This is a genomic window from Vibrio sp. 11986-1-5, from assembly GCF_963878025.1.
GTDB classification, from domain to species: Bacteria; Pseudomonadota; Gammaproteobacteria; order Enterobacterales; family Vibrionaceae; genus Vibrio; species Vibrio injensis.
The window spans coordinates 123,648-149,375 of record NZ_CAWNVW010000053.1 but is presented as its reverse complement, the minus strand read 5'-3'; the positions used below and the strand labels follow the sequence as shown (position 1 = coordinate 149,375).

Annotated in this window: 23 protein-coding genes and 1 tRNA gene; 13 read left to right on the top strand and 11 right to left on the bottom strand. The window is 43.9% G+C overall.

The features are described 5' to 3' along the window. Positions 1–6 precede the first annotated feature (6 nt). Complete coding sequence (rnt, locus tag AACS00_RS15870; RefSeq protein WP_072668603.1) at positions 7–663, bottom strand: ribonuclease T; 657 nt, start codon at positions 661–663, stop codon at positions 7–9. Between the two features lie 196 nt (positions 664–859). On the opposite strand from rnt, the gene motY reads away from it, so the two are divergent. Then, positions 860–1,744 (top strand): flagellar protein MotY, encoded by an 885-nt coding sequence (gene motY, locus AACS00_RS15865; protein ID WP_072668602.1) that lies wholly within the window; start codon positions 860–862, stop codon positions 1,742–1,744. Between the two features lie 106 nt (positions 1,745–1,850). Here motY and gloA read toward each other — a convergent pair whose 3' ends face one another. After that, the gene (gene gloA, locus AACS00_RS15860; RefSeq protein ID WP_110167966.1) at positions 1,851–2,267 is read right to left on the bottom strand and encodes a lactoylglutathione lyase; all 417 of its coding nucleotides are present in this window, start codon (positions 2,265–2,267) and stop codon (positions 1,851–1,853) included. A 310-nt stretch (positions 2,268–2,577) separates the two neighbouring features. Here gloA and AACS00_RS15855 point away from each other — a divergent pair, with 310 nt between their 5' ends. Together AACS00_RS15855 and AACS00_RS15850 are read left to right on the top strand one after the other, a co-directional pair. Beyond that, positions 2,578–3,057, top strand: a complete 480-nt coding sequence (locus AACS00_RS15855) for an oxidoreductase (RefSeq protein ID WP_110167965.1) — start codon at positions 2,578–2,580, stop codon at positions 3,055–3,057. Between the two features lie 13 nt (positions 3,058–3,070). Next, a complete protein-coding gene (locus AACS00_RS15850) occupies positions 3,071–4,975 on the top strand; it encodes a putative bifunctional diguanylate cyclase/phosphodiesterase (protein WP_110167964.1) in 1,905 nt (634 codons plus the stop codon). Positions 4,976–5,223: 248 nt separating this feature from the next. Here AACS00_RS15850 and nth read toward each other — a convergent pair whose 3' ends face one another. From nth to rsxA, 7 genes are read right to left on the bottom strand one after another with little or no spacing between them, the layout of a single operon-like run. Then, positions 5,224–5,856 (bottom strand): endonuclease III, encoded by a 633-nt coding sequence (gene nth, locus AACS00_RS15845; protein ID WP_110167963.1) that lies wholly within the window; start codon positions 5,854–5,856, stop codon positions 5,224–5,226. 24 nt (positions 5,857–5,880) lie between these two features. Continuing rightward, the gene (locus tag AACS00_RS15840; RefSeq protein WP_072668600.1) at positions 5,881–6,573 is read right to left on the bottom strand and encodes an electron transport complex subunit E; all 693 of its coding nucleotides are present in this window, start codon (positions 6,571–6,573) and stop codon (positions 5,881–5,883) included. Beyond that, on the bottom strand, positions 6,574–7,203 hold the full coding sequence (rsxG, locus tag AACS00_RS15835) for an electron transport complex subunit RsxG (protein ID WP_072668599.1): 630 nt from the start codon (positions 7,201–7,203) through the stop codon (positions 6,574–6,576). An 8-nt stretch (positions 7,204–7,211) separates the two neighbouring features. After that, complete coding sequence (rsxD, locus tag AACS00_RS15830; protein ID WP_072668598.1) at positions 7,212–8,258, bottom strand: electron transport complex subunit RsxD; 1,047 nt, start codon at positions 8,256–8,258, stop codon at positions 7,212–7,214. After that, a complete protein-coding gene (gene rsxC / locus AACS00_RS15825; RefSeq protein WP_110167962.1) occupies positions 8,258–10,732 on the bottom strand; it encodes an electron transport complex subunit RsxC in 2,475 nt (824 codons plus the stop codon). The genes rsxD and rsxC overlap by 1 nt, the downstream gene beginning before the upstream one ends. An 8-nt stretch (positions 10,733–10,740) precedes the next feature. Beyond that, positions 10,741–11,328 (bottom strand): electron transport complex subunit RsxB, encoded by a 588-nt coding sequence (gene rsxB / locus AACS00_RS15820; RefSeq protein WP_110167961.1) that lies wholly within the window; start codon positions 11,326–11,328, stop codon positions 10,741–10,743. After that, a complete protein-coding gene (rsxA, locus tag AACS00_RS15815; RefSeq protein ID WP_004395667.1) occupies positions 11,328–11,906 on the bottom strand; it encodes an electron transport complex subunit RsxA in 579 nt (192 codons plus the stop codon). The genes rsxB and rsxA overlap by 1 nt, the downstream gene beginning before the upstream one ends. Positions 11,907–12,168: 262 nt before the next feature. Here rsxA and AACS00_RS15810 point away from each other — a divergent pair, with 262 nt between their 5' ends. The 5 genes from AACS00_RS15810 to AACS00_RS15790 all read left to right on the top strand — a co-directional run bounded on the left by AACS00_RS15810 (position 12,169) and on the right by AACS00_RS15790 (position 17,558). Beyond that, positions 12,169–12,531, top strand: coding sequence for a hypothetical protein (locus AACS00_RS15810; RefSeq protein WP_110167960.1), 363 nt, complete (start codon positions 12,169–12,171; stop codon positions 12,529–12,531). 61 nt (positions 12,532–12,592) lie between these two features. Continuing rightward, complete coding sequence (locus AACS00_RS15805) at positions 12,593–14,704, top strand: protein-disulfide reductase DsbD family protein (protein WP_110167959.1); 2,112 nt, start codon at positions 12,593–12,595, stop codon at positions 14,702–14,704. Continuing rightward, positions 14,701–15,219, top strand: coding sequence for a protein disulfide oxidoreductase (locus tag AACS00_RS15800; protein ID WP_110167958.1), 519 nt, complete (start codon positions 14,701–14,703; stop codon positions 15,217–15,219). The genes AACS00_RS15805 and AACS00_RS15800 overlap by 4 nt, the downstream gene beginning before the upstream one ends. Before the next feature lie 130 nt (positions 15,220–15,349). Then, on the top strand, positions 15,350–16,066 hold the full coding sequence (locus AACS00_RS15795) for a DsbA family protein (RefSeq protein ID WP_110167957.1): 717 nt from the start codon (positions 15,350–15,352) through the stop codon (positions 16,064–16,066). Between the two features lie 253 nt (positions 16,067–16,319). Then, positions 16,320–17,558, top strand: coding sequence for a dicarboxylate/amino acid:cation symporter (locus AACS00_RS15790; protein WP_110167956.1), 1,239 nt, complete (start codon positions 16,320–16,322; stop codon positions 17,556–17,558). A 101-nt stretch (positions 17,559–17,659) separates the two neighbouring features. Here the strand turns inward: AACS00_RS15790 and AACS00_RS15785 are convergent. Further along, positions 17,660–17,735: transfer RNA gene (locus AACS00_RS15785), tRNA-Asn, on the bottom strand. Positions 17,736–18,216: 481 nt separating this feature from the next. On the opposite strand from AACS00_RS15785, the gene uvrB reads away from it, so the two are divergent. From uvrB to AACS00_RS15760, 5 genes are all read left to right on the top strand, one after another. Further along, positions 18,217–20,247 (top strand): excinuclease ABC subunit UvrB, encoded by a 2,031-nt coding sequence (gene uvrB, locus AACS00_RS15780; RefSeq protein WP_110167955.1) that lies wholly within the window; start codon positions 18,217–18,219, stop codon positions 20,245–20,247. A gap of 143 nt (positions 20,248–20,390) precedes the next feature. Beyond that, complete coding sequence (gene luxO / locus AACS00_RS15775) at positions 20,391–21,752, top strand: quorum-sensing sigma-54 dependent transcriptional regulator LuxO (RefSeq protein WP_110167983.1); 1,362 nt, start codon at positions 20,391–20,393, stop codon at positions 21,750–21,752. 7 nt (positions 21,753–21,759) lie between these two features. After that, positions 21,760–22,107 carry a quorum-sensing phosphorelay protein LuxU gene (gene luxU / locus AACS00_RS15770; RefSeq protein ID WP_110167954.1) on the top strand — a complete coding sequence of 116 codons (348 nt, stop codon included), beginning with the start codon at positions 21,760–21,762 and terminating at the stop codon, positions 22,105–22,107. A 51-nt stretch (positions 22,108–22,158) separates the two neighbouring features. After that, a complete protein-coding gene (locus AACS00_RS15765; protein ID WP_110167953.1) occupies positions 22,159–23,112 on the top strand; it encodes a LysR family transcriptional regulator in 954 nt (317 codons plus the stop codon). 301 nt (positions 23,113–23,413) lie between these two features. Next, positions 23,414–24,616 (top strand): NupC/NupG family nucleoside CNT transporter, encoded by a 1,203-nt coding sequence (locus AACS00_RS15760; RefSeq protein ID WP_110167952.1) that lies wholly within the window; start codon positions 23,414–23,416, stop codon positions 24,614–24,616. Between the two features lie 91 nt (positions 24,617–24,707). Here AACS00_RS15760 and folD read toward each other — a convergent pair whose 3' ends face one another. Further along, positions 24,708–25,580 carry a bifunctional methylenetetrahydrofolate dehydrogenase/methenyltetrahydrofolate cyclohydrolase FolD gene (folD, locus tag AACS00_RS15755; protein WP_004395657.1) on the bottom strand — a complete coding sequence of 291 codons (873 nt, stop codon included), beginning with the start codon at positions 25,578–25,580 and terminating at the stop codon, positions 24,708–24,710. Positions 25,581–25,728: the final 148 nt, after the last annotated feature.

Here is a 25,728-nt window from a genome sequence, read left to right as displayed (position 1 = left end):
TCTCAATTAATCAGTTGTGTTTGTTTGGGGAGCTAACGGCCAGCCTCCCAGTGCTTTCCATTTATTAATGATCCCGCAAAATAGTTCTGCGGTTTGTTGAGTATCGTAAAGTGCGGAATGAGCTTCACGATTATCAAATTCCATCCCTGCGGCTTTGCAAGCCTTAGCTAACACAGTTTGTCCATAAGCTAACCCACTGAGCGCGGCAGTATCGAAGGTCGCGAAGGGGTGAAAAGGGACTCGTTTTAATTTGCAACGTTCATTTGCTGCCATGACAAACCCGTGATCAAATGATGCGTTATGAGCAACGATGATCGCTCGGCTACAGTCTGCCGCTTTTTGTTCTTTACGCACCTGTTTATAAATTTCTTTTAGGGCATATTCTTCGGTGACCGCGCCTCGTAAGGCACTAAAGGGATCGTAAATGCCATTGAATTCTAAGGCAGCTTTTTCAATATTGGCTCCCTCAAATGGCTCAATATGAAAGTGAAGAGTTGAAGCAGGATGCAAATCTCCTTGTTCATCCATGCGTAAGGTAATGGCACAGATCTCAAGTAGAGCATCGGTTTGTGGATTAAATCCAGCGGTTTCAACATCAATAACTACTGGGAAATAGCCTCTAAAGCGTTTATTTAACGCAAATGCTTCATTAATAACAGTCATGTGAACCTAAATTAAGTGACAAGGACAACATTATTACAGATTATCCACTTTAGAAAAACCAAATCGCAGTAATAAAATCATCAAAAGCTCTTTGTTGTGGCGAGTTTTTTGCATGCTTAAAGGTCATTTCAGGCAGATCGTGTGATTTGCCTTTGTTGCGGCAAGTTATCGCCTTATTAGTGGTAAGAGACAAATTATGAATAAATGGCTAATGACCGGTATTTATGTAGCAGGCTGTTTTGTCACTGTGAATGCCCTCGCTTCTGGTAAGCAATACGTTGCTTCGCCACAACAGTCCACTTGGCAAATGCTGGTCAATACACCATTGGAGTGCAAACTAGTACATCCAATTCCTAATTACGGTGATGCTGTTTTCACTTCTCATGCCAGCAAACAAATTAACCTCGATTTTGAACTAAAAATGCGTAGACCGATGGGCGAGACTCGTAACGTAAGCTTAGTCTCTATGCCGCCGAGGTGGCGTCCGGGCGAGCGTGCTGATCGCATCTCTAATATCCAGTTTTTTAAACAGTTTGATGGTTATATTGGTGGTCAAACGGCTTGGGCACTCTTGAGTGAATTAGAACAAGGCCGTTATCCAACCTTTAGTTATCAAGATTGGCAAAGCCGTGATCAACGCATTGAAGTGATGCTCTCATCGGTACTTTTTCAGCCTCAGTACAACGTGTTTAGTGATTGTGTTGCTAATCTCTTACCATACAGCTTTGAAGATATTGCGTTCACTATTTTGCATTATGATCGAGGAAATAGCGTCGAGCTTAATAAAGCATCACAGAAGCGTTTAGCACAAATTGCGGATTATATTCGATATAATCAAGATATTGATTTGGTGTTAGTCGCGACTTATACCGATACCAGTGAAGGTCGCAATGAAAGTCAAAGTTTATCAGAGCGTCGAGCAGAATCGTTACAGCGTTATTTCCGTACTTTAGGCTTGCCAGAGGATCGTATTCAAGTTCAAGGTTATGGGCAACGTCGCCCTATCGCTGATAATGCATCGCCGATTGGACGGGATAAAAACCGTCGAGTGGTGATTTCGTTAGGACGAACTCAGGTTTGATGCAGCGTGGATAGAAGTACTCAGACCGTCGTATCTCATCCCCCCTCAGAGACAACAAAACCGCTCACTAGAGCGGTTTTGTATATCGCTTTAAACGTTAAGCTGATTAGCCTTCAAGCCCAGCACTGGCTTGTTTGTTTTGAATCAGTTCAACCATATAACCATCAGGATCTTTAATAAAGGCGATATGTGTACTACCACCTTTAACAGGACCGGGTTCACGAGTCACATTACCGCCTGCTGCTTTGATCGTGTCACAAGTGGTATAGATATCATCGACACCAATCGCAATGTGTCCATAAGCATTGCCCATTTCGTAGTCAGCGACACCCCAGTTATAGGTGAGCTCGATGACTGCACCTTCAGATTCATCGCCATAACCTAAAAAGGCAAGGGTATATTTGTATTCGGTGTTTTCATTTTTACGTAGTAGTTTCATGCCCATGACTTGGGTATAAAATTCGATAGAACGATCTAAATCTCCAACACGTAGCATAGTGTGAAGAATGCGATTATTTGACATAACGTGCTCCTAGCGCAGTGAATGAGGATCCCATATTGGATGAGAAGCTGCTGTGCACGTGGTTATTAGCTCATCAGCTATACTCTACCTAGTATTAGCTAGGGCCCTACTTGAGGTAGTAGGGGGGGGTACTTAGCGATGACGTTAAATAACGCTGCTGGCGCGGCGTGGCAACTTCAATTAGTTGGGATACAAAGAATGATTTTAACTTACTTAATGAGTGAATAGCAAAGTGTGCTTTGCACTAAAAACAACCTAGAGCTACCTTTAATTTATGAAAGCTGTTTTTAATCATGACTAAGGAACCGTTATGAACACATTTTCGAAATTCAGCCGTTGGTTATGCCTTATCACTTTAATCATATCAGGGAGTGTTTTGGCCAGTGATAGAGCCGTTCTCGCTTTCACAAACAATGGACAGACTCAGCACTGGACGTTGTCAGAGATGATAGATAAAGCGGATATGAATGTTATTACTAAAACACCATGGACCGACGGATTAGTGACTTTTAGAGGGGTTTCATCTCGTTATATATTAGAGTTAGTGGATAAGCCTAAAGCTGACATCAAGGTAACTGCGCTAAACGATTATTGGGCTGTCATTCCTTATGAAGACATAGTCAAATACAACCCTATTTTAGCGGTTATGCAAAATAAACAGACAATGAGCATTAGAGATAAAGGTCCTATCTGGGTAATTTATCCTCTCACTCAATATAATCAATTGAATAATGAGGTATTACATAGTCGAATGGTTTGGCAAGTTGCTTCGATAGAACTTCAACCTTAGACGGACGCAGCTTATGACCAAGAGACTGGTGATTTTTGTTGGTTTTATATTTATATTTTTTATTATCTCGTTGTCAACATTAATGCGAGTTAATGATGATTATAATTATATTGCGCGACAAGCAAAACTGTCTGCTTGGTCTCTTGCTCAGTTGCAAACTGAAACTAACCAGTTTCAACATCAATTAGAAATGTTTCTTGTTCAGCCAAGTTTAGATTCGGATAATTTAATTTTACGATACGATATTTTATGGAGTCGATATCAAACCTTTCTCTATTCACAAGAAACTACCGAAATTAGACAGTTACATAACGCTTATCAGGTAGTAACGGATGCTTTTAATTTAATTAAACGTTATGAGCAAGCCGTATTCTCTGAGGATCGTGACCAGCTGGCAGAGTTTTACCAGAAATTGTTACCTTATCAAATTAGGATTAGGGACATTATGGTTAAAAAATTCACCGGTGCTTCTTCTTTACAGGATATAATGCAGCTAGAAAGAAACAAAAATATTATTACTTATAATTTACTTTTAGTCCTTGCTTTTGTTGGTTTTTTAGCCTTTCATTTATATAGGAATGTCAAAAATCAACAATTTTTAGCATGGCGAGATAGTCTTACTGGACTTTATAACCGTAACTACCTGATCAGACAAATTGAACATAAAGAGCACAAAAAAAGACGTTATGTGGTTTTTTTGTTAGACATAGATAACTTTAAAGAAGTCAATGATGCACTAGGGTATGAAATTGGCGATAAAATACTCCAGATGGTCGCTCATCTTCTGTCTTCACTTACCAATCATCATGATGTAAAGGTCATTCGTCTAGCTTCTGATGAGTTTTCTGTATTAATCGGTGATTTAACTCTAGATTATGTTCAATTCGCTCATCGAGTTCGTAAAGAGGTCAATCGGGTTTTGGCAACGGTTCATGGTTATAAACATTTAACGGTAAGTATTGGCGTTGCTTGTAGTTGGGATATATCTTATGAGTCAGATACTTATCAAAAAAGAGGGAAAAGTATTCTTAATAATGCTGATTTGTCTCTAAATATTGCTAAATCTCAATCAAATTCTGCTATCTTTTTTTATAGTGGGGATTTAGAGAAACAGTATCGTCAAAGGAAAAGCTTAATTCATGATCTCGAACATTTACTTAAAGATGAAGATCAGAAACAGCTATTTTTATGTTATCAGCCAATTATAATAAAACAGGAAAATAAATTAGGCTGTGAAGCATTATTACGTTGGAATCATCCTGTTTATGGCCACATTAATCCTGAATATTTGATCACTATTGCTGAGCAATCTGGTTTAGCTCGGCCTCTTGGTTTATGGATATTGAAATCTGTGTGCAATATATACCTTTCGCTGAGTGTATATCGTGGTCAAATTGAGTTTTCTATTAATTTATCTGATGCATTATTTGATGAGCGATTAACCCATGTATTAGTGTCTATATTTCTTGCCAATGATGTTGATATGCAGTCAATTATCCTTGAAATCACCGAGACAATGACTTTGGAAGATATGATGCAAAGTAATAAAATCATACGAGAAATTCAGCAGCTCGGAGTAAGGGTTGCAATGGATGATTTTGGAACAGGATGGGCATCATTGAAACTATTAAATGACTTACCATTTGATAAATTAAAAATTGATAAGTCATTCACTGATAAAATCAATTTACACGACAAGCAAGAGATATTCATTCGTTCGATTATCGACCTATCTCATCAGCTCGGCATTAAGGTCGTTGCTGAAGGTATAGAGGAACGCTATCAATATAAAACATTGCTGGACTTAGAATGCGATGAATTTCAGGGCTATTATTTCTCTAAACCGTTACCAAGTCATGAATTTGAACAGTATTGCCATCAATATTTTACTCAACAACAGACTATCACCATTACATAAACTTATTCGCTTTTATCTTTGTGTCAGCAAGCTGCTGCGCTGTTGGTTACGCTCATTTACCTTTCATCGTCTATCTATGCTGATAGAGATTATGCGATCCATTTTTGACTCTCAGCACAAGCTGGTTTACCGACTGTGTAAGTTTATTTCAAATAAATTTGTTCTATCTATAACTCCAAGTAGTTTGGGTATTTCTTAGTTACTTAGTTACTTAGTTACTTAGTTACTTAGTTACTTAGGTTGTATGGTTAGTCGGTTTTCTCTTTGTATTCGCACAAGTCTTCAATAATGCAACTCCCACAACGGGGTTTGCGTGCGATACAAGTATAACGACCATGAAGGATTAACCAATGGTGAACATCGACTTTGAATGCTTTTGGGACGACTTTAAGCAGTTTTTGCTCGACTTCATCGACATTCTTACCGATAGCAAACTTAGTCCGATTTGAGACGCGGAAAATATGCGTATCGACGGCAATGGTCGGCCAGCCAAAAGCGGTATTGAGAACTACGTTGGCCGTTTTTCGACCCACACCGGGTAGTGACTCTAAAGCGGCTCGATCTTCGGGAATTTCACCACCGTACTGATCAAGTAGAATTCGGCAGGTCTTAATCACATTCTCGGCTTTAGAATTGAATAATCCAATGGTTTTTATGTATTGCTTCACGCCATCGACACCTAAATCCCACATGGCTTGCGGAGTATTGGCAACGGCGTAAAGTTTATCAGTGGCTTTATTGACGCTCACATCGGTAGCTTGAGCCGATAGTAAAACCGCAATCAGCAGCTCAAATGGCGTATTCCAGTTGAGTTCAGTTTGTGGATTAGGGTTGTTAGCTCTTAACCGCTCAAGGATCGCTAACCGTTTCGCGTTATTCATAATCAAAATACCCAGTCAATCGAGTTATACATTGGTGACGCGCGCACGCTCAATGGCCTGTTTTTCAGGTTTAGGTTGACGCTGAGCGAGTTGCTTATCAATCACGTTTTTGGCGGCAATCAGAAAACCGACACCAATGAAAGCGCCTGGCGGTAGCAGGGCAAGTAGGAAACTATTGTCTAAATGCAGAAGATCGATACGCAGCATTGATGCCCAATCTCCCAGTAGTAAATCTGCACCGTCGAATAAAGTACCGTTACCCAAGATTTCACGCAGAGCACCTAAAACGACCAGCACAGCAGTCATACCTAATCCCATCCAGAAGCCATCTTGAGCGGCAGGAAGCACTTGGTTTTTTGAGGCGAATGCTTCGGCGCGACCGATAATGATGCAATTGGTGACAATTAAGGGAATAAAGATGCCTAAAGAGAGGTAAAGTCCGTAAGCATAGGCTTTCATCAGTAATTGCACACAAGTCACCAAAGCGGCAATGATCATCACAAAAATTGGGATCCGTACTTCTTTAGGAACATAATCACGGACTAAGGAGACGGTCACATTCGAGCCGACCAATACTAATAAGGTCGCCAGACCTAAACCAAGCGCGTTAGTTACAGTGGATGAGACGGCTAATAGCGGGCACAGACCTAGCAACTGTACTAAAGCAGGGTTGTTATCCCATAAGCCGTTTTTGATCAGTGTCTTGTGGTCACTCATCTATTGCCCCCTACAGTTTAAAGGTTGATTGACGATCTGTTCACGGTGTGAATTGACGTACTGGACGGTTTGTTTTACTGCTTTTACGACGGCTCTCGGTGTAATGGTCGCTCCGGTAAATTGATCAAATTGGCCACCATCTTTGCGTACTTGCCACTGTTTTTGATTGTCATCACTGACTTGACGGCCAGTAAAACTGAGTATCCAATCGCTGATCCGTAAATCAATTTTATCCCCAAGGCCGGGTGTTTCTTGATGAGATAAAACACGTGTACCGAGTATATTTCCTTGTTGATCAATACCAACAATGATTTTGATAGCGCCACTATAACCGTCCGGCGCAATTGCTTCGATAGCCAATGCGGTGTGCTCTCCATTCAGAGTAGCCAGATAAACAGGCATGGCTTGTGAGCTGCCGAGTAAGGGATCGCTTACCAGTGTGCATGAGGCTGACAGTTGATTATCATGCCAATCAGGTGGGATAACCTGATTTAAAACCGATAATAATTGTGCGGTTTCTTGTGCTTTGATTTGGCTGGCGGTCAAATATTGGGTTAACGCGACAATGCCAGTAGCAGCGCAAGCAAAGATAGCCAAAATTAGCCCATTTTTACGGATAGCAGTAAACATAGTGCTCCTTAATGCCCGTAAGTACGAGGTTTAGTGTAGTAATCGATCAAAGGTACACACATATTGGCGAGTAATACCGCAAAGGCGACACCGTCAGGAAAGCCTCCCCAGCTACGGATCATCACTACCAAGCTACCAATAAATAGGCCATAGATAATCCGACCTTTATTGGTGGTGGAAGCGGTAACGGGGTCGGTCGCAATAAAAAATGCCCCAAGCATCGTCGCCCCAGAAAGCAAATGGATAATCGGCGAAGCGGTCGTTCCCGGAGCTAGCAGCATCAACAGAAAACTAGAGGCGATCATCCCAGAGAGAAAAGCAACCGGAATATGCCAATTAATCACCCGTAACTTAATCAGTAACAAACCACCAGCCAGATAAGCGAGATTCACCCAATCCCAACCTATTCCGGCCAATCCATCGAATGGTGGTAAAGAAAGCGCTTGTGATAGGCTATTGCCAGCATGCAAAGCGGTTTTTAAGGCGTCCAATGGGGTCGCCATGGTCATGCCATCAATCCCTGTGCGGATCTGTTGTAGTGATAACCCATCTTGATTAAACCCAGTAAAAATCAGCGATAGCGAATCAACAAACGACACGGATTCTGGGGCTAATTGATGAGGAGCAAGCCAACTGGTCATTTGCACTGGAAACGAAATCAGCAGCACCACATAAGCGACCATAGCAGGATTAAAGGGGTTTTGTCCTAAGCCACCATATAACTGTTTAGCGACTATGATGGCAAAGATGATCCCTATGGTGATTACCCACCATGGTGATAAGGGGGGAATCGCAACGGCCAATAACCATGCACTGACTAGGGCACTGTAATCGCGGAGAGCTAAGCGTGGTGAACGCTTCCTCAGCTTCATTACGACTGCTTCCAAAATTAACGCAAGGATGATAGCGAAACCGAGTTGAATTAATGTGCCCCAACCAAAAAAATAGCTTTGGGCAACCAATCCGGGCAGGGCACAAATCGCGACCCATTTCATCAACTCAGCGGTGCTGCGCTTGCTATGCGCGTGTGGCGAACTAGCAATAAAAAAGGCCACTATTTTTTCTCCTCAGCGTTATTGGCTTGGTGATTGGTTTGCAGAGCAGCTTTACGTGCTTTAGCACGAGCAATGGCTGCGGCGACGGCGTCTTTTTTGTCATCACTGGGCGCAGAGGCTGCCGGCTTAGGCGAAGGGCTGGTTGCTGGAGAAGAGTCATCAGCAGAGGCATCTTGCAGCGCGGCTTTACGTGCTTTAGCACGAGCAATGGCTGCGGCGACGGCATCTTTTTTGTCATCATTGGGCGCAGAGGCTGTCGGCTTAGGCGCAGGGCTGGTTGCTGGAGACAAGTCATCAGCAGAGACCTCTTTCAGCGCGGCTTTACGTGCTTTAGCGCGAGCAATTGCTGCAGCGACGGCGTCTTTTTTGTCATCACTGGGCGCAGAGGCTGTCGGCTTAGGCGCAGGGCTGGTTGCTGGAGACGAGTCATCAGCAGAGGCCTCTTGCAGCGCGGCTTTACGTGCTTTAGCGCGAGCAATGGCTGCGGCGACGGCGTCTTTTTTGTCATCACTGGGCGCAGAGGCTGCCGGCTTAGGCGCAGGGCTGGTTGCTGGAGACGAGTCATCAGCGGAGACCTCTTTCAGCGCGGCTTTACGTGCTTTAGCACGGGCAATAGCTGCGGCGACGGCGTCTTTTTTGTCATCACTGGGCGCAGAGGCTGCCGGCTTAGGCGCAGGGCTGGTTGCTGGAGAAGAGTCATCAGCAGAGGCATCTTGCAGCGCGGCTTTGCGGGTTTTAGCGCGAGCAATGGCTGCGGCGACGGCATCTTTTTTATCATCATTGGTCGTAGAGGCCGCAGGCGCAGACGTTGGAGTCGAGGGTGAAGAGTCTTCTTCGACTGGCGATTCTACGGATTGTCTCGCTTCAGCTTGTTTGGCTTTCGCGCGGGCAATGGCAGCAGCAACCGCTGGTTTCACCGCTTTCTCATTACTATCCTCTTGCTGCTTTTGCGCTTTGACTCTCGCAATGGCTGCGGCGATCGCATCATCACTGCCACTATTTTGCATCTCTTTGCGGCGATCTTCGGCAGCTTGTTTAAAGCGCTGCTCTCGTTCGGCTTTATCACGCTCCATGCGGGCTTTTTTCTCTTCAAAGCGCAGCTTCGCTCGTTCAGCCGCTTCGGCCTCGCGTTTACGAGCGCGAATTTCTGCTTTCGCTTGACGATAATACTGGACTAAAGGAATTTCGCTTGGGCATACATAAGCGCAAGCGCCACATTCAATGCAATCTTTTAGATTAAGCTCTTCACATTTATCATACTCTTCGGCTTTAGCGTGCCACTGTAACTGCTGTGGTAACAAGGAAGCAGGGCAGGCATCGGCGCATAGACTACAGCGAATGCAGGCCATCTCTGTTTGCGGTGGCCGAATTTCTTTGCTAGTCGGCGCTAAAATACAGTTACTGGTCTTAGTAATGGGCACTTGTGCATGAGGTAGAGTAAAGCCCATCATTGGCCCCCCCATGATCAAACGCGGTAATTTTTTATCGGCTTGGTAAGCAAATTTCTCTAGCAGATGCGCAACTGGCGTACCAAGCAGTGTCCAGACATTGGTTGGTTGCTTAAAAGTATTGCCTGTCAAGGTCACGATACGTTGGATCAGTGGCTCACCATCGATAACCGCACGTTTAATCGCATGTACTGAGCCAATATTTTGCATCATGATGCCAATATCCGCCGGGATACCATTATTGGGCACTTCAAGGTTGGTTAAAATTTTGATCAGCTGTTTTTCACCGCCAGAAGGGTATTTAGTCGGTATCACTCGGATCAGTAAATCTTTTTCTTTGGCTGCCGCTTCTAATGCTCGCACAGCTTCAGGTTTATTATCTTCAATGGCGATAATCGTCAACTTCGGCTGCAGAATATGCTCAACGATACTGATCCCTTGGATGATCTCATCGGCGTGATAGCGCATTAAAGCATCATCAGCCGTAATATAAGGCTCACACTCAGCAGCATTAATGATTAAGATTTCTGTACGTGATAGCCCAGTTTGGATTTTTTTTGCGGTCGGAAAGCCAGCGCCGCCCATGCCTGATACACCGGCTTGGCGGATGATCTCAATTAACTGCTCGGCGGAATGCTGAGTAAAATCTGTTACGCATTCACGTTCAATCCAAGTTTCATGACCATCAGGACGGATCACAATACACATTTCTTGTAAACCGGATGGGTGAGCGATAGTGCGAGGTTCAATAGCGGTAATGATGCCGGAAGTTGGGGCATGCACTGGCAACATAAAGGTTGCGCTGTATTGAGTTAGAGGCTGCCCTTTAAGTACCGTTTGACCCACTTCCACTAACAAATCACCAGCTTTACCTATGTGTTGTTTAATAGGCAGAACCAGTTCGCTGGCTAAAGGCGCTGATGCAATGGCTGTTTGCATGGATTGCTGTTTATTTTCAGGTGGATGAATGCCACCGGGGAAATCCCAAAGACGACCAGCTTGGATTTGTTCAATTAATGACAACATACTTATCCTTAATGGGCATTTTTTTGCGCATCGGACGCAGGTTCAACAATGTTAACGACGGGGATAGCATTCATCTGCCATTTCCATGTTTCTGGTGTGGTCTCTAGCGGGATCATTTCAATACAGTCGGTAGGACAAGGAGCAACGCATAAATCGCAGCCAGTACACTCGTCTTTTATTACGGTATGTACCACTTTTGTACCACCAACAATGGCATCAACAGGACAAGCTTGGATGCACTTAGTGCAGCCAATACACATATCTTCGTGAATAAAAGCAACGGTTTTGACTTTATTATCTAAATCATGGGCGGATTCTTGAACTTCAACCCCCATTAAATCAGCTAACTTTTCAATCGTTGCTTGGCCACCCGGTGGACATTTATTAATCGTATCACCATTAGCGATGGCTTCAGCATAAGGTCGACAGCCGGGATAACCACATTGGCCACATTGTGTTTGCGGTAAAATCGCATCTATTTGATCAACTATCGGATCGCCTTCGACTTTGAAGCGAACAGAAGCGAACCCCAAAATAGCCCCAAATACGGCAGCCAGTGCTGCCAGCGCAAGAATGGCGATCAGTAATGTACTCATTATTTCACCAAACCGGTAAAGCCCATAAAGGCTAAAGACATTAAACCTGCGGTGATCATTGCGATTGAGGCACCTTTAAATGGTGCGGGAACATCGGCGACCTGAATGCGTTCACGCATCGCCGCAAAAAGAATTAACACCAAAGAAAAGCCAACGGCCGCGCCAAAACCATAAATAATCGATTGGATAAAGTTATGATTTTCATTGATATTGAGTAGTGCTACGCCAAGCACTGCGCAGTTGGTGGTGATCAAGGGTAAGAAAATACCCAATAAACGGTATAAAGTCGGGCTGGTTTTATGAACGACCATCTCCGTAAATTGCACCACCACCGCAATCACCAGAATAAAACTCATGGTGCGTAGATACTCAATACCAAGTGGCGCTAGAATGTAACTTTCGACAAGATAGGCACATACAGAGGCAAGAGTAAGGACGAACGTCGTCGCTAACCCCATACCAATCGCAGTTTCGAGTTTTTTCGATACGCCCATAAAAGGGCATAAGCCTAAGAATTTTACTAGTACAAAGTTGTTAACCAGAACAGTACCGATTAACAGTAAAAAATAGTCGGTCATAATGATAGTTGTCTTAAATTCCGAGCTGGGCATTATCCTGCTTTGCGCAGTCAATAACAACCGAGTAAAACAAAGGTTTTAGTGTGTTGACTAAAAAGTATACGCAATATTTACCGTTAGAGAGTAAATCCTTTGATTAGCAAACTGATGCGAAGAGGAATTTGCACTATTAAGCTAAGATTATGCTGAACTTTATGGGTTGGGCTTGGTCATACTCGCCATAGGTTTTAGTTTGTCGATTTACCTTACTCAGGATTGTTGATTGGATTATTTACGTCGCCCTCGTTACCGATTATTAGCCTTACTGTTGATCAGCTGGGTGATGGCGCTGTGTCTGGCGAAAAATAGCGGTGTGTTAAGTTTTTGCCCTGAGGCGTCCTCGGTGTTCGCTGAGCTGGTGTCGACGGATGATAATGATACCTTGAGCGAGCCTTGTCATTTAACAGAAAAACTGCTGAGTTATCATTTACAGCAAGTAGTGGAGTTATTTAGTCCATTATTGTGGTTAACGGTTGCGATCATTGTCAGTCAACGACTGATCAGCCGCTTGCCTGTTGCCATTTTTTACGAGCCGAGAGTTCCCAAGCGGCGACCCCATCTTCAACTGTGTGTTTTCCATGAATAAAACCAGCATGTATTGGCATTAAAGCTACAAACCTGTTGGTGTTTATTAATAAGGAAAAACCATGCTCCCTGTATTTAGAATCTTCTTAACACGTTTAGTGCGTGTCTGTTTGTTATTAAGCTTATTTAGCTCGTTATTGGCGCATGCTGGAGCCGTTGCTACCGATTGGTTGACCGATGCTTATCATCCACCTGTTGCGGTACGTTTGGTGTTAACTGGCCAAAGCGATCCGCAAAGTGGAGAGGTTGCTGGTTATCTGGAAGTAAAATTAGATAGAGGATGGAAAACCTATTGGCGCTCTCCCGGAGAGGGCGGTGTTGCCCCAGAAATTGACTGGTCTGCATCTGAAAATGTGAGTGACTTTCAGTGGCATTGGCCGTTTCCTAGCCGCTTTTCGCTGCTCGGTATTGAAACGATCGGTTATCAAGGTGACACGCTTTTTCCAATCACGCTTAAAATACAAGACTGGCAACAGCCAGTCCGGTTTAAGGCGCGCTTACGGCTCTCATCCTGTTCGACTGTTTGTGTGATCACAGACTATCCTATTGAGCTGAGCTTTATTCCTGATCAGTTGATGCCTAGTAGTGATGAAGTGGCGCAATATGCACAGGCGATGAGCCGAGTACCGCAAAAAACGCAGCAATTATTAACATTAGGTGCTGTCTGGGATGAGGCGCAGCAACGTTTACAAATCACCGCTTATAACCCACAAGGTTGGCAGCAGCCGGATCTCTTACTTGATGGTCAAAGTGATAAAGTCGCAGAAAGTAGCTTTACTCAACCTCGTATTCAGGTTGATGGGCAAAACTTGACGGCGACATTTACCGTTTCTAGTTGGCTCGGTAAAGCGGATTTGAGTGGTGAATCTGTGCAAGTTACTTTTTTGGATCAGTCGCTCTTAGTTGAACAAACCGTTGCGATTGAGTCTGGTCTGATTCAATCCACCACCTCAGGTTGGGGACTGGTACTGATGTTTGCTAGTGCCTTACTGGGTGGGTTGATTTTAAATATCATGCCGTGTGTGTTACCGGTATTAGGTATCAAGTTAACGTCAGTGTTGACCTTGGATAAACCGCAGCGTCGTAGTGTCCGCTTGCAGTTTCTCACTTCGGCCGCTGGTATTCTCAGTGCTTTTTGGTTGATAGCGATAGGATTATGGGCTCTGAAATGGAGTGGTCAGGCAATCGGCTGGGGTATTCAATTTCAAAGTGCCAGCTTTATTGTCCTAATGCTGCTGATCACCACCTTATTTGGCGCCAATATGCTCGGCTTATTCGAGTTACGTTTGCCAGTGAGTGCTTCGACCTGGATGGCAACGCGCGGCTCCGATCAGCGTTATTTGGGGCATTATTTACAAGGTATGTTCGCAACTTTATTAGCAACACCTTGTTCAGCGCCTTTTTTAGGCACGGCGGTCGCTTTCGCACTGGGCGCAGACACGCTCACCCTATGGTTTATTTTTACCGGCTTGGGTATAGGTATGGCGCTACCTTGGTTACTGGTGGCACTGTTTCCTCAGCTTGCACTTCGGCTGCCGAAACCGGGCGCGTGGATGAACCGTATAAAAATCCTCTTTGGCTTGATGTTATTGGCTACCTCATTGTGGTTATTAACCTTACTGGCTGCCCATTGGCCGCTGTGGGCAATACTACTTTATCTGTTATCTACGCTAGCACTGTGTATTTGGCAAGGATGGAGACACTATGGCGCTCAGCGTATCGTTCTCTTCGTGCTCATTACCGTATTGTCTTTTGGCGCGGGTCTATGGCTGACCAAATTCAGTGTTGCTAATGGACTGACTCAGCTTACTGACGATTTACCCTGGCAGCCACTGGTAGCAGAGCAAATTGCTCAGCATGTAGAGCAAGGTAAAGTGGTGTTGGTTGATATCACGGCTGACTGGTGCATTACTTGTAAGGTCAATAAAATGAACGTGTTATTACAAAATCCGGTGCATAAAGCTCTACAGAAAGAAGACGTGGTTCTGATTCGCGGCGATTGGACGCTACCCAGTGAATCGGTTACTCGTTTTTTACAAAGCCACGGCCGATTTGGTGTGCCGTTTAATATCGTTTATGGTCCTCAAGCGCCGCGAGGCATTGCTCTACCCGTGTTATTAACCGATCGTGCGGTGATGGATGCGCTGCGTGAAGCAAAAGGGGAGGCACGATGAATAAAAAGCGTTTATTACGCCTAGGACGTGAGTGGTTGATGATTGGTTTACTACTGATCGTCGTTTCTGTGGCTGTCGATCAATGGCGTAGCCATCAGATGCCAGAGCGTAATGAATTCAGTTTACAGGCGGTGGATCTCCAAGGCCAGTCAATCGATATTCAGGCCATGAGTGCAGAGAAACCAATGGTGATCTATTTTTGGGCCAATTGGTGCAACATATGTCGCTTTGTCACTCCAACAGTCAATTGGCTCAGTCAATATTACCCAACCTTAGGTATTGCGCTCTCTTCTGGAAGCGATGAGCAGATACGACGTTATTTGGCTTATCATGACATTGAATTTCCTCAGCTTAACGATCCTCGCAGTCAAATAGGACAGGATTGGCATATACGTTACACGCCAACAATCATGATAGTGCATCAAGGGCAAATTGAATTTATTACCAGCGGTTTGACAACCCCATGGGGATTGTTGGCTCGTTTGTGGCTAGCAAGTTATCCCCTTTCTACTTGAAGCTGTAGGGGGCTATGTTCGTTCAGCCCAATCGCATAGTCTGTCTATGCTCATGGGCATGAACTCACTTGTCGCCTACCTGTAACTCCAAGTGGTTTGGGTATAGTCATTATTAAATAAAGGATAAAACATGAAAATCTACAGAATTGTGCTGATCGGCTTATTAGCCACCTTTTCACTGAGCAGTGCTGCTGCATTGACGGTAGAGCAAACGAAACAGTTGGCGGATATAGAACAAATTTTGCAACGTAACCCGCAAGTGATTGAGAATTTACACAGCACGTTACGTATGTACGAGCAACAAGTGAATCGGTTTGAGCAGGTATTAAAGGATAATCAAGCTTATTTATACAACAATCCTGATCACCCCAGTTTTGGTGCTCAAGACCCTGAATTAACGCTGGTTTTTTTCACCGATTACAGCTGCCCTTGGTGTAAAAAACTCGATCCGGTATTGCATGAATTGGTCAAGCGTTACCCGATGATTAAAGTGGTGAGTGTGCTGGTGCCGCTGAAAGAACTCGATAGCCCAGTTAATTCGGCCAGTTATGCATTAAACCTATGGCAGATGGATCAACAAAAATTTACTCAAGCGGATGAATTGTTGGTCAAAAAGCCGGGCGCGCATAATTCACAGTCGTTACGGCAAGTGGCTCAAAAAACGGGCACTAGTCAAGCGTTGAATGCACAGGAAAAAACGCAACAACAACTAGCGAAAAACTATCAGTTATTTAGTGAGTTAGGGCTAAACGGTACGCCGGCGCTGTTAATTGGTCAGCAAATCATCCCCGGTTATCTACCGTTAGATAAGTTAGAGCTATTAATTCGTGAAAAACTTGCGAAATAATTTTTCACTATTCAAGTGGCTTTCTATTTGTTGAGGAAATGCAATAGGTGTCGATCTATTTTTTGTTTTTATTATGTAAGAATTTGCAAGTAAAAATGACATTTCCTTAACATTGTGCTCACGTTGACAGAACAAAAATTGACTTTAGGTCAATACCTCTCTGCTAATCTGCTGCTCACCTCGCTTTCCGCAGGAATAACATCTGCTACGACACGCAGCTAATTGAAGCTGTATACATGGAGTGATCATTGAGATGAATAGGTTAACGAGAGCTATTATTATTGCTATGTTGCTGGGGATTGCTACCGGACAAGCTATTCGCTGGTATGCCCCTGTTCAGCCAGAAGAGTTTGCCAGTAACATCACCCTAATCACGGATGTGTTTTTACGGCTGATCAACATGATTATTGCCCCTTTAGTGTTTACTACGTTAACGGTTGGTATCGCTAAAATGGGGGATACGACGACGGTTGGTCGTATAGGCATTAAAACTTTACTGTGGTTTATGATGGCGTCAATGATGTCATTAATTCTTGGCTTGGTGATGGTGACCATTCTATCTCCAGGTGTTGGCCTACATTTAGATATCCCTTCGAGATCTTTGGCCAGTGGGGTTGATGCACAAGCACTGAGTTTCCGTGACTTTGTCATTCATGCCGTACCAAGAAGTGTGATTGAAGCCATGGCCAGTAATCAAATTCTGCAAATTGTGGTGTTTTCTCTATTTTTTGGCTTAGCTGCCGCGGCCATTGGTGCTCCGGCCTATCCAGTGATTGATATGCTAAAAAGCGTGTCAGAGATCATGCTGAAGGTAACCGCTTATGTGATGAACTTTGCTCCATTTGCCGTTTTTGCTGCAATCAGTGCCATGGTGGCTAAAGAAGGAATGGGGATTTTGAGTACCTATGGTGCTTTCATGGGGCAATTTTATTTCTCGCTTAGTGTCTTGTGGGGAGCTTTGCTACTAATGGGCGCGTTGGTGCTCGGACGACGCGTGTTTACCCTGTTTCGCATGATACGCGAGCCAATACTATTAGCATTTTCAACGGCAAGTTCAGAATCTGCTTATCCCAAAACGCTAGAAAGTTTAAGTGCTTTTGGTACTCCTAAGCGAATTTCTAGTTTTGTATTACCGATGGGCTACTCATTTAATCTTGATGGTTCGATGATGTACTGCACCTTTGCCGTTATGTTTATCGCTCAAGCTTATGGGATTGAGTTAACTATGGCACAACAAGTGACCATGTTACTCATTTTAATGGTCACTTCTAAAGGTATGGCAGGAGTGCCTCGTGCGTCATTAGTGGTGATCGCCGCCACGCTCCATCAATTTCACATTCCTGATGCTGGCATATTGTTATTACTCGGCATTGATCACTTCCTAGATATGGGACGTTCAGCGACTAACGTATTGGGTAATGCGATTGCTGCTGGTGTCGTGGCGAAAAGTGAAGAGGGAAATGAAGCTCCGCTTGAAGAAAATGTGGCTTAACCGCTAGGTTAATCGAGAGATGTTGTTGCCTTCTCAGTTGTGAGAAATATCAGTCGACTGCAAGCAAAAAAGACGTCCTAGGACGTCTTTCTTCTGGAATTTGGCTCCCCCTGCGGGACTCGAACCTGCGACATACGGATTAACAGTCCGCCGTTCTACCAACTGAACTAAGGGGGAATGGTTTGCGGCAAGAATGGTACTTATCCCCCCTTTTTCTGTCAACATCTACCCGTTAAAAAATCATAGATATTTTTGCTGGTAGAGACTTTACTTTTCTGTACTCCTTATCGGGCATGCGTTGCATTTACTTATCCACCAATTTTGTGGATAAGTGTATAAGGAAGTTTGTGAAATTAACTACGTTTCTAACCATTATCCTCTTTCTAATAGTGTAATCGATTGCTTTCTGTGGCTAGTATTTTGACTTTATAGGTTTTTTTTGTTTTACCCACAGATTGTTCAGGTGTGATTATCTTGTTCGTGGTAATCATGTACAGATAAGGTTGAGAGCGTTTGTGTGGATAAGTAATGGGATGTTTTTTATACGGAAGGGATGATCGTTATACGTTTTTAGTGTTAACACCTAAAGTACTTGCGAGTTCGTTGCGCTGACCGGACAATACTCAATCAAACCAATGAATGTAGTAGAGTATAGGTAATGAGCAAAACGTTTGAACTGGTCTCTGAATACCAACCTTCTGGCGACCAGCCGGAGGCAATTGAACGATTATTGGCAGGCATTGATGCGGGATTGGCGCACCAAACCTTATTGGGAGTAACGGGATCGGGAAAAACCTTCACGTTAGCGAATGTGATTGCTCAAGCCCAACGCCCGACCATTTTGTTAGCGCCGAATAAAACATTAGCGGCCCAGCTTTATGGGGAGATGAAAAGTTTTTTTCCTCACAATGCGGTCGAGTATTTTGTCTCATACTATGATTACTATCAGCCGGAAGCGTATGTTCCAACTACCGATACTTTTATCGAAAAAGATGCCTCGGTTAACTCTCATATTGAACAGATGCGTTTATCGGCGACCAAAGCGCTATTAGAGCGTAAAGACGCGATCATCGTCGCTTCGGTATCGGCAATTTATGGCTTGGGTGACCCCGATTCTTACCTAAAAATGATGTTGCATTTAAGACGTGGTGATGTGCTTAACCAACGTGACATGTTACGGCGCTTAGCCGAATTACAATACAGCCGTAATGATATTGCTTTTGAGCGCGGTCAGTTTCGGGTTCGTGGTGAAGTGATTGATATTTTCCCAGCAGAATCAGAGCAAGAAGCGGTTCGGGTTGAAATGTTTGACGATGAAATTGAGTGCATCAGCCTGTTTGCCCCTTTAACTGGTGCGATTCGTCAGCGTGATTTGGCACGTTTTACCGTTTACCCTAAAACCCACTATGTAACACCTCGCGAGCGGATTCTTGATGCGATTGAACAGATCAAACAAGAGTTACAACTTCGGCGTCAAACTTTATTAGACAATAACAAGTTACTGGAAGAGCAACGCATCTCACAACGAACACAATTTGATATCGAAATGATGAATGAACTGGGTTTTTGTTCAGGCATTGAAAACTATTCTCGATATTTAAGTGGCCGCAGCGCTGGTGAACCGCCACCGACCTTATTTGATTACTTGCCTCACGATGGTTTATTGGTGATTGATGAATCACACGTGACGGTGCCGCAAATTGGCGCCATGTATAAAGGTGACCGTTCTCGTAAAGAAACCTTGGTTGAATTTGGGTTTCGTTTGCCTTCAGCGTTGGATAATCGACCTTTAAAATTTGAAGAGTTTGAAGCGCTTGCGCCACAAACAATTTTTGTATCTGCAACGCCGAGTGCCTATGAATTAGAGAAATCCGCAGGTGATGTGGTTGAGCAGGTCGTCCGGCCAACCGGATTACTCGACCCTGAGATTGAAGTGCGTCCCGTGGCCACTCAAGTCGATGACCTATTATCAGAAATACGCAGTCGGGCCGCCAAAGAGGAAAGAGTGCTTGTGACAACACTCACTAAGCGCATGGCGGAAGACTTGACCGAGTATTTGCATGAACATGGGGTAAAAGTGCGCTATTTACACTCGGATATTGATACCGTGGAACGGGTGGAAATTATTCGTGATTTGCGACTAGGAGTGTTTGATGTTTTAGTTGGGATCAACTTATTACGTGAAGGGCTGGATATGCCAGAAGTCTCCTTAGTCGCGATTTTAGATGCTGATAAAGAAGGTTTTTTACGTTCAGAGCGCTCATTAATTCAAACGATAGGTCGTGCTGCGCGCCATTTGCATGGTAAGGCGATTTTGTACGGAGACAATATTACCAAATCAATGCGTAAAGCGATTGATGAAACCGAGCGTCGCCGCGAGAAACAGCAAGCGTATAACCAAAAGCGGGGAATAGAACCTCAAGCACTAAGACGCAGCATCAAAGACATTATGGAATTAGGCGATGCGACAAAGCCGAAACAACAGAAAGCCAGCAAAGTTGTGCCTCTTGCTAAGGTTGCCGAGCCCGGTGCGAGTTATGACTTACTCACTCCCCAGCAGTTAGAAAAGCAGATCATGAAGCTCGAAGCTGAAATGTACAAGCACGCACAAGATCTCGAATTTGAATTAGCGGCTCAAAAGCGCGATCAAATTACGCAGTTACGTCAGCAGTTTATTGCGAATAGCTAGAGTATATAAGTGTTGCATACGGGATAATGGTAATAAGGAGTTTGCAAAATGCGACTCCTGATGCAACAATTAAGCAAAATGCAAAAATAAAATGGCTGGGTAGGCAATTGAGCGAAAATAACGTTAAAACTAAGTATCTGTTGATGGTTGAGGATACGGCTTCTGTGGCAGCATTGTATCGATCTTATCTAACTCCGCTAGAGATTGATATTAATATTGTCAGCACTGGGCGCGATGCGATAGAGAGCCTTAACCGGAGAACACCAGATTTAATCCTATTAGATTTGCGTTTGCCTGATATGACCGGAATGGATGTGCTTGCTGCAGTAAAAAAACAATCTCCTGATGTACCGATCATCTTTATGACCGCGCACGGCTCGATCGATACTGCGGTCGAGGCGATGCGTCAAGGTGCACAAGACTTTCTGATTAAACCGTGTGAGGCTGACCGGCTACGTATTACCGTCAATAATGCGATGCGCAAAGCGAATAAGCTTAAAAACGAAAATTACGATCCAAATAATCAAAACTATCAAGGTTTTATTGGCAGTAGCCAAACGATGCAGGCGGTATATCGCACGATTGATTCCGCAGCGAGCAGTAAAGCCAGTATTTTTATTACTGGTGAGAGTGGTACAGGTAAAGAAGTGTGCGCTGAAGCGATTCATGCTGCCAGCAAGCGAGGCGACAAACCATTTATTGCCATCAACTGTGCTGCGATTCCAAAAGACTTGATTGAAAGTGAGCTTTTTGGCCACGTCAAAGGTGCCTTTACCGGAGCCGCCTCAGATAGACAGGGTGCCGCGGAGTTAGCTGATGGTGGGACGCTCTTTTTGGATGAGTTGTGCGAGATGGATCTTGACCTGCAAACCAAATTATTACGTTTTATCCAAACGGGTACTTTTCAAAAAGTCGGCTCTTCTAAGCTACACAGTGTCGATGTGCGCTTTGTCTGTGCCACGAACCGTGATCCTTGGAAAGAAGTTCAACAAGGCCGTTTTCGCGAAGACTTATATTACCGTTTATACGTCATTCCACTACATTTACCGCCACTACGAGAACGTGGCGATGATGTGATTGAAATTGCTTATTCACTATTAGGTCATATGGCGAAAGAGGAAGGTAAAGGATTTGTTCGTCTCTCTTCAGAAGTGACAGAGCGCTTCAAACATTATGAATGGCCAGGTAATGTGCGTCAGTTACAAAACGTCCTACGTAATGTCGTGGTATTGAATGATGGACAAGAAATTACCTTATCAATGTTGCCTCCACCACTCAATGCACCAAGAATGGCAGAACCTACCTTTTTGTCTCCTAATGAGAAGGTATTGTCGGTACATGATATCTTCCCGTTATGGCTAACGGAAAAACAAGCGATAGAAAAAGCCATCGAAGTGTGTGATGGTAATATTCCAAGAGCGGCGAGTTATTTGGATGTCAGTCCCTCAACGATTTATCGCAAGCTGCAAACCTGGAATGAAAAAGAGCAGGAAAAGGAGCGCTAGAGACGTTATGCAGTGGATGAATACCGAAAAAATTGATGCGTTGGCTAAAGAGATTGGCAAAGAGAATATTCCTATTCTAATGGATATTTTTTTAGGTGAACTTCACCTTTATCATCAGCAACTCACTCAAGGTGCTGATGGTGGTAACATGACTTATTTAATTGAAATCAGCCATGCACTAAAAAGCAGCGCCGCCAGTTTTGGTGCCGATAAGTTGTGTGCTTTTGCAACACAGGTCGATAGCAACGCCAAGCAGGGGATCGTGATGAATGAAGAAACGGAAACAGCAAAGATGTTAGAGATACTTAGCGAAACCGCCGAATGTTATGCTCAGTTACAAGGTGCGGCGCATTAACCGCATTAAGACCATCTTCTTACAAGGCACATTATACTAGAAGGAAAATCAGTGTTAGCAGAGCGAGCTGGGCAAATGGTCATTTTTGCTACTTTGGTACAGCAAAAAGGCTTTACCGCTGCCGCCAAGCAATTGGGCGTATCGGTCTCTCATGTCAGTAAACAGTTGGCTTTGCTTGAAGCGTCTTTGGGAATTAAGTTGGTACAACGTACAACGCGGAGTGTCACCATTACCGAAGCGGGGCAAGGTTTCTATCAGTATTGCACTCAGTTACTTCGTTTGGTTGATGAAGCGCAAGCTGAGGTTGAGAGTCAACGTAATGAAGTCTCAGGGCTGCTTCGTTTGGGTTTATCGCAATCTTTTGGAACTTTACATATTTTGCCGGCGCTAGAAGCATTGCGTCAACGTTATCCTGATCTACAAGTCGAGGTGCACCTGTTTGATCATCGCGTCGACATGCTACAAGAGGGGCTTGATTTGTGGATAACCAGTAATGAGCATTTGCCACAGGGATATATTGCTCAGCGTCTAGCAGACAGTCGTTTTGTCGTGGTTGCTTCTCCGGACTATTTACTTCAACACGGTACGCCGCATACTCCAGAAGCATTATTAGAGCACAATTGTTTGATTTATCGCAGTTGGGATCGTGACTATACCCGTTGGTCTTTTGCCAAATCGGATCACAAATTGACTGTACAAGTTTCTGGTAACTACTCGGTTGATTTGGCTGAAGCCGTGCGTGATGCGGCAGTCGCTGGATGGGGGGTGGCGTATCTAGCGACGTATCTGCTTAAAGATGAATTTCGTCACGGACAATTGATTCAATTACTACCAGATTGGCACGCTAACCAAAATATGCCGTTTTATGCGGTTTATCCTAGCCGTCAGCATATGCCTAAGAAAACGTCGGCGGTGATCGATTTTATCAAAGACAAATTAGCGAGTCCTTGTTATTGGGATAGTCGCTTAGAGCCTTATGTACGCTTTGCATCGACAGGATGCTAAGTTCGCCTACTTAATGTTTTCAATCTCTCCTTCTGTTTTACTCGTTTGGCAACATTCGTCGTCTATGAATACGTTTGATCATTTTAGGTAAGAGATTCTTTCCATGTTTAGAAACATTATTTCTATATGGAAAGAATTTGAAAAAGCAAACGTTTGTTTTGTTGAAATTCAATGGCTTAAATGATCGATTGTTGCGTGATATTTTTTTGATCTACTCCGTTAACATTTGTGGCTTGCGCATCTACTTTTGCACTATAGAATGCCTCGCCTTACATTATTAGTAACTTTTCGGATTAGATATATGATCTCATTGCTCGGTGTAATCACCATTTTAAGTGTGGCTTGGCTATTTTCTGCAGATAGAAAAAATATTCGACTTAGAACGGTCGGCTTGGCTTTTTTGTTGCAAGTAGGTTTTGCCCTGTTGGTGCTCTATGTGCCAGCCGGTAAAGATATACTCAATGGGGTAACAGGCGCTGTTGCTCATTTGATCGATTATGGCCAAGAAGGGATCAGCTTTATCTTTGGTGGATTAGCCAGTGAAAAAGTAGGATTTGTATTTGCCATTCATGTCCTTGGTATCATTATCTTTTTTTCTGCGTTAATTTCTGGGTTATATCATATTGGCTTAATGCCGAAAGTGATTAACTTGATTGGCGGAGCGCTACAAAAATTATTGGGCACAGGTCGAGCAGAATCACTGTCAGCAACCGCCAATATTTTTGTTGGTATGATTGAAGCTCCTCTTGTCGTTAAGCCTTATTTAAAGCAGATGAGTGATTCACAGTTTTTTGCAGTAATGACTTGTGGTTTGGCGTCGGTTGCTGGAGGTACTTTAGTCGGTTATGCGTCATTGGGTGTTAATTTGAACTATCTAATTGCTGCCGCATTTATGTCTGCACCGGCTGGTTTGCTAATGGCAAAAATGCTGTTTCCAGAAACACAGACTCACCAACAAAAGGCTGAAATCGATATTGATATCCCAAAGGCAACCAATGTCGTTGAGGCGATGGCTGATGGCGCGATGTCGGGGTTACGAATTGCCGTTGCGGTTGGCGCGACACTGCTTGCTTTTGTCAGTGTGATTGCGTTGCTGAACGGTTTATTAGGCTGGCTAGGGGGCTGGTTCGGTATCACATTAAGTTTTGAGTTGATACTGGGGTATGTATTTGCACCTATTGCATGGTTACTAGGTATTCCATGGCACGAGGCGATTACCGCCGGATCACTGATTGGTAATAAAATCGTCATCAATGAATTTGTCGCTTTTATTCAATTCATCAACGTACAATCACAATTGAGTGAACATTCGCAAGCGATCATAACGTTTGCTTTATGTGGTTTTGCTAATATTTCGACGATGGCGGTCTTGATTGGTGGCTTGGGGAGTTTAGTACCAGAGCGGCGCAGTTTTATCTCTCAATATGGTTTTAGAGCGATTGGGGCTGGCGTTTTGGCTAATTTAATGAGCGCAGCGCTAGCGGGTGTTATCTTATCACTATAAATATAAAAGGGGCGAGAGAGATTATTGCTCGCCCCGTTTTTGTCTCACATGTTACTTCTCATTGTTAATCAGAGATAATTAATGCGAGTGGTTAATGTTGCGTTTTATCTTGGGTATGGAACTGTTCGCACGCCATCATAGTGTTTTCAATTAAACTTGCTACCGTCATCGGGCCAACCCCACCAGGAACGGGAGTTATAAAACTGGCTCGTGTGCGTGCGACTTCAAAATCGACATCACCAATCAACTGTCCAGAAGCAAGACGATTGATACCGACATCAATCACTACTGCCCCTTCTTTCACCCAAGATCCGGGAATAAAATTAGGCTTACCGACCGCGACGACTAAAATGTCGGCTTGACGAACATGGTGTTCGAGATCTTTAGTGAAACGATGGCAGGTTGTCGTTGTGCATCCTGCTAGTAGTAATTCCAGACTCATTGGACGCCCTACAATATTCGATGCACCGACGACAACGGCATGCTTACTCCGCAATTCGATATTGTAACGTTCTAATAAGGTAATGATCCCCTTAGGGGTGCAAGAGCGCAGTTTAGGGATACGCTGAGCTAAGCGACCGAGATTATAAGGATGAAATCCATCGACATCTTTATCTGGTACAATACGTTCTAGTACTTGGGTCGTATCAATGCCAGCAGGTAGAGGAAGTTGAACAAGAATACCGTCAATAGTGTCGTCTTGATTCAACGTATCAATTAACGCTAAGAGCTCAGCTTCGCCCGTTGTTGCCGGCAGATCATAAGATTTCGAGACAAATCCGACTTCTTCACAGGCGCGGCGTTTACTGCCGACATAGACTTGCGAAGCCGGATCTTCGCCGACAAGAACAACTGCAAGTCCCGGAGCCCGTAGTCCCAAATCGGTGCGGGCTTTTACTCGTGCTGCGACTTCAGATCGCACCGTTTGCGAGATTAACTTTCCATCAATATATTGAGCCGTCATAACATTCCTTACTTACACTGCAAAGCACAAAATTTTCCGCGCATTGTGGCAGATGGCAAGCAAAATATCCATAAGCAAACGTTTGCTTTTTGATTTTTAATGTTTATGCGGATTTTTCTGTTTCAAATTCGGTAAAGGTGATCAGCTA

What these genes read in the sequence shown, in the direction of transcription:
- nth (WP_110167963.1), bottom strand. Translation starts at nt 5,856, where the DNA reads ATGAATAACGCGAAACGGTTAGCGATCCTTGAGCGGTTAAGAGCTAAC.
- AACS00_RS15855 (WP_110167965.1), top strand. Translation starts at nt 2,578, where the DNA reads ATGAACACATTTTCGAAATTCAGCCGTTGGTTATGCCTTATCACTTTA.
- AACS00_RS15850 (WP_110167964.1), top strand. Translation starts at nt 3,071, where the DNA reads ATGACCAAGAGACTGGTGATTTTTGTTGGTTTTATATTTATATTTTTT.
- rsxG (WP_072668599.1), bottom strand. Translation starts at nt 7,203, where the DNA reads ATGTTTACTGCTATCCGTAAAAATGGGCTAATTTTGGCTATCTTTGCT.
- AACS00_RS15800 (WP_110167958.1), top strand. Translation starts at nt 14,701, where the DNA reads ATGAATAAAAAGCGTTTATTACGCCTAGGACGTGAGTGGTTGATGATT.
- luxU (WP_110167954.1), top strand. Translation starts at nt 21,760, where the DNA reads ATGCAGTGGATGAATACCGAAAAAATTGATGCGTTGGCTAAAGAGATT.
- AACS00_RS15795 (WP_110167957.1), top strand. Translation starts at nt 15,350, where the DNA reads ATGAAAATCTACAGAATTGTGCTGATCGGCTTATTAGCCACCTTTTCA.
- AACS00_RS15840 (WP_072668600.1), bottom strand. Translation starts at nt 6,573, where the DNA reads ATGAGTGACCACAAGACACTGATCAAAAACGGCTTATGGGATAACAAC.
- rsxA (WP_004395667.1), bottom strand. Translation starts at nt 11,906, where the DNA reads ATGACCGACTATTTTTTACTGTTAATCGGTACTGTTCTGGTTAACAAC.
- AACS00_RS15790 (WP_110167956.1), top strand. Translation starts at nt 16,320, where the DNA reads ATGAATAGGTTAACGAGAGCTATTATTATTGCTATGTTGCTGGGGATT.
- AACS00_RS15805 (WP_110167959.1), top strand. Translation starts at nt 12,593, where the DNA reads ATGCTCCCTGTATTTAGAATCTTCTTAACACGTTTAGTGCGTGTCTGT.
- gloA (WP_110167966.1), bottom strand. Translation starts at nt 2,267, where the DNA reads ATGTCAAATAATCGCATTCTTCACACTATGCTACGTGTTGGAGATTTA.
- folD (WP_004395657.1), bottom strand. Translation starts at nt 25,580, where the DNA reads ATGACGGCTCAATATATTGATGGAAAGTTAATCTCGCAAACGGTGCGA.
- rnt (WP_072668603.1), bottom strand. Translation starts at nt 663, where the DNA reads ATGACTGTTATTAATGAAGCATTTGCGTTAAATAAACGCTTTAGAGGC.
- rsxB (WP_110167961.1), bottom strand. Translation starts at nt 11,328, where the DNA reads ATGAGTACATTACTGATCGCCATTCTTGCGCTGGCAGCACTGGCTGCC.
- luxO (WP_110167983.1), top strand. Translation starts at nt 20,391, where the DNA reads ATGGTTGAGGATACGGCTTCTGTGGCAGCATTGTATCGATCTTATCTA.
- uvrB (WP_110167955.1), top strand. Translation starts at nt 18,217, where the DNA reads ATGAGCAAAACGTTTGAACTGGTCTCTGAATACCAACCTTCTGGCGAC.
- motY (WP_072668602.1), top strand. Translation starts at nt 860, where the DNA reads ATGAATAAATGGCTAATGACCGGTATTTATGTAGCAGGCTGTTTTGTC.
- AACS00_RS15760 (WP_110167952.1), top strand. Translation starts at nt 23,414, where the DNA reads ATGATCTCATTGCTCGGTGTAATCACCATTTTAAGTGTGGCTTGGCTA.
- rsxC (WP_110167962.1), bottom strand. Translation starts at nt 10,732, where the DNA reads ATGTTGTCATTAATTGAACAAATCCAAGCTGGTCGTCTTTGGGATTTC.